Origin of the sequence: uncultured Romboutsia sp. (assembly GCF_958366745.1) — a bacterium.
GTDB classification, from domain to species: Bacteria; Bacillota; Clostridia; order Peptostreptococcales; family Peptostreptococcaceae; genus Romboutsia; species Romboutsia timonensis.
In genome coordinates this window covers 1-3,298 of sequence record NZ_CATXCO010000248.1, presented here as the reverse complement: position 1 = coordinate 3,298, position 3,298 = coordinate 1, and the positions used below count along the sequence as shown (strand labels likewise).

4 protein-coding genes are annotated in these 3,298 nt (G+C 29.9%); all 4 read left to right on the top strand.

What is annotated here, in order from left to right; genetic code table 11:
* The first annotated feature begins 47 nt into the window (after positions 1–47).
* The 4 genes from thiD to Q5F54_RS12160 all read left to right on the top strand — a co-directional run bounded on the left by thiD (position 48) and on the right by Q5F54_RS12160 (position 3,282).
* Positions 48–845 carry a bifunctional hydroxymethylpyrimidine kinase/phosphomethylpyrimidine kinase gene (thiD, locus tag Q5F54_RS12175; protein ID WP_302334511.1) on the top strand — a complete coding sequence of 266 codons (798 nt, stop codon included), beginning with the start codon at positions 48–50 and terminating at the stop codon, positions 843–845.
* 12 nt (positions 846–857) lie between these two features.
* The gene (thiM, locus tag Q5F54_RS12170; protein ID WP_302334510.1) at positions 858–1,652 is read left to right on the top strand and encodes a hydroxyethylthiazole kinase; all 795 of its coding nucleotides are present in this window, start codon (positions 858–860) and stop codon (positions 1,650–1,652) included.
* A gap of 19 nt (positions 1,653–1,671) precedes the next feature.
* Positions 1,672–2,304: a thiamine phosphate synthase gene (gene thiE / locus Q5F54_RS12165; protein ID WP_302334509.1), complete on the top strand. Its 633-nt coding sequence runs from the start codon at positions 1,672–1,674 to the stop codon at positions 2,302–2,304.
* Between the two features lie 111 nt (positions 2,305–2,415).
* Complete coding sequence (locus Q5F54_RS12160; RefSeq protein ID WP_302334508.1) at positions 2,416–3,282, top strand: methionyl aminopeptidase; 867 nt, start codon at positions 2,416–2,418, stop codon at positions 3,280–3,282.
* Positions 3,283–3,298: the final 16 nt, after the last annotated feature.

Below are 3,298 nucleotides of genomic sequence, written 5' to 3'. Positions count from 1 at the left end.
CCTACATCAGGTATAGCATTTTTTACGTATAAAAAAGGGGGAAATAAATGAAAAACTATAGAGTACCAACATTAACAATAGCTGGTTCTGACTCTTCAGGGGGAGCAGGTATACAAGCTGATTTAAAAACATTTTCTGCCATAGGAACATATGGAATGAGTGTAATAACTGCAATAACAGCACAAAACACAGAAGGGGTATTTGATGTTGAGGAGTTAAGTTCTGAAATTATAAAATCACAAATAAAGGCAGTTTGTGAAGATATACCACCAAAAGCAATAAAAATTGGAATGGTATCTTCTCCTAAAATTATTAAGGATATTGTAGAATCTTTAGAAATATATCCTTGTGAATATGTTGTAGTTGATCCTGTAATGATTTCAAAAAGTGGGTATTCACTTCTAAGACCAGAAGCTAAAGAAAATCTAATAAAATATCTTATACCAAAAGCATACATAGTAACACCTAATGTACCTGAAGCAGAAGAAATAAGTAATATAAAAATAAAAACTATTGAAGATATGAAAAAAGCAGGAAATATAATATTAAATATGGGACCTAAATATGTACTTATGAAAGGTGGACATTTAGAAGGGGACTGTGTAGATGTACTTATAGGCAAAGATATGTTTGAAGTATTTAAAGGTGAAAGAATAAATAGGAAAAATACTCATGGTACAGGATGTACTATATCTTCAGCTATAACATCTCATTTAGCTTTAGGATATGATATAAAAGAATCTGTAAGACTTAGTAAAGAATATATTACAGAAGCAATAAAATATAGCTTTGACATAGGTCATGGGGTTGGACCAGTTCATCATTTTTATAAAGAGGATAAATAGGGGGGAATAAATATGTTTAATTTAATTGATAAAGTAAAAGAAGGTAATCCTTTAGTATTACATTATACAAATAATGTAACTATAACAGATTGTGCAAATACAACACTTGCCATAGGAGCTAGTCCTTTGATGAGTTTTTCATATGAGGAAGTAGAGGATATAGTTAAGGTTTCAAATTCTGTAGTAATTAATATTGGAACTATGAATAGTGAATTACTTGATTTATATGTTTTAGCAGGTAAAGCAGCAAATAAATATAATAAGCCAGTTATATTAGATCCTGTTGGGGTATTTGCAACAAATGCAAGAACTGAAATTACAAATAAATTATTAAATGAAGTTAAGTTTGATGTAGTTAGAGGGAATATATCTGAAATTCAATTTTTAGGTGGTTTAAATGTAAAAGGAAAAGGTGTAGATTCATTTGATGATGGAGCTGACTCTAGTGAGATAGTAATAGAAGTTGCAAAAAAGCTAGAATGTGTAGTAGTTGCATCTGGTAAAACTGACTTAATAAGTGATGGAAACATTCTTTATAAAATTCAAAACGGAAGTGCAAAGCTTAAATACATAACAGGTACAGGATGTATGAGTACAAGTTTAATAGCTAGTCTTTTACCATGTACTGATAAAGCAATTGAAGGAGCAGTAATTGGAACTCTTGCCATGTCTTTAAGTGGGGAGTTAGCAGATAAAGAAAATCCACCAATAGGTACATATAAAACTTTACTTTATGACAACTTATTCTCATTAAGTAAAGATGTTCTTGAGAAATATGCAAGAATAGAAATAGAGCAAATTAATTAATCATTAAGGGAGATTTTATATGATAAATAAAGATGAATTAAAAAATGCTCTTAAATTATACTTAGTTACAGACTCAGAGATATTAAAAGGACGAGATTTTTATAAGTGTATAGAAGATGCCATAAAAGCTGGTGTTACAATGGTGCAATTAAGAGAAAAGAATGCTGATGGAAAAGAGTTTTTAGAAAAAGCAATAAAGCTTAGACAAATTACTAAAAAATATAATGTAACTTTTGTAATTAATGACAGAGTTGATATCGCCATGATTGCTGATGCTGATGGAGTTCATGTGGGACAAAGTGATATAGATGCAATGTCTATTAGAAAGCTTATTGGAGAAGATAAAATAATAGGTGTTTCTGCTAGAAATGTTGAAGAAGCAAAAATAGCAAAAGAAAATGGTGCAGACTACTTGGGAATAGGAGCAATGTTTTCTACTTCAACAAAAGATGATGCAAAAGAAGTTTCCTTTGAAACACTAAGACAAATCACAGAAAAAGTAAATTTACCCTTTGTACTAATTGGAGGAATAACACTTGATAATGTTGATAAATTAAAACAATTTAATCCAGATGGATATGCATTGGTATCTGGTATTCTAGCAGCTGATAATATAGGAAAAAGGGTAGGGGACTGGTTGAATAAAATATAAAGATTTTAATTAAATAAAATAAATTTATAGTTTACAAATTAAAACATATGGTAGATAATAATACAATATCATAAAATAATTATAAGTAAAAATATAATAGGAGAATAGTTTATGAAAATAAATAGAAATGATGAATGTTGGTGTAATAGTGGACTTAAATATAAAAAATGCCATATGGAATTTGATGAAAAATTAAAATCTTTAAAGGAAAGAGGATTTGAAGTTCCTTCTCATAATATAATAAAAACAAAAGAGCAAATAGAAAAAATAAAAGAAAGTGCAAAAATAAACAATGCAGTACTAGACTTAGTAGCTGAAAATATAAAGGCAGGAATGACTACTGAAGAAATAGATAAACTAGTACATGACTTTACAATATCTCAAGGTGCTATACCTGCACCACTTGGATATCACGATTTCCCTAAAAGTGTATGTACATCTATAAATGATGAAATATGCCATGGTATACCAAGTTCTGATAGAGTATTAAAAGACGGTGACATAATAAATGTAGACGTATCTACTATATATAACGGATACTACTCAGATGCGTCAAGAATGTTTATGATAGGAAATGTTAGTGAAGAAGCTAAGAGATTAGTTGAAGTAACTAAAGAATGTTTATATAAAGGTATAGAAGCAGTTAAACCATGGGGACACTTAGGAGATATAGGTGCAGCAATCGAAGCTCATGCTAAAGCTAATGGTTATTCTGTTGTTGAAGAGTTTGGAGGACATGGAATAGGATTAGAATTCCATGAGGATCCTTTTGTTTATCACTATAAAGGGGCAAAGGGAATGGTATTAGTTCCAGGTATGATATTTACAATAGAGCCTATGATAAATCAAGGTGAGCCAGATTTATATATAGATGCAGATAATGGATGGACATCATATACTGATGATGGAAAGTTATCAGCTCAATGGGAGCATATGATTTTAGTTACTGAAGATGGGGTTGAAATTTTATCTAAGTAATGTATAAAGTTTATGA

What these genes read in the sequence shown, in the direction of transcription:
- thiE (WP_302334509.1), top strand. Translation starts at nt 1,672, where the DNA reads ATGATAAATAAAGATGAATTAAAAAATGCTCTTAAATTATACTTAGTT.
- thiD (WP_302334511.1), top strand. Translation starts at nt 48, where the DNA reads ATGAAAAACTATAGAGTACCAACATTAACAATAGCTGGTTCTGACTCT.
- thiM (WP_302334510.1), top strand. Translation starts at nt 858, where the DNA reads ATGTTTAATTTAATTGATAAAGTAAAAGAAGGTAATCCTTTAGTATTA.
- Q5F54_RS12160 (WP_302334508.1), top strand. Translation starts at nt 2,416, where the DNA reads ATGAAAATAAATAGAAATGATGAATGTTGGTGTAATAGTGGACTTAAA.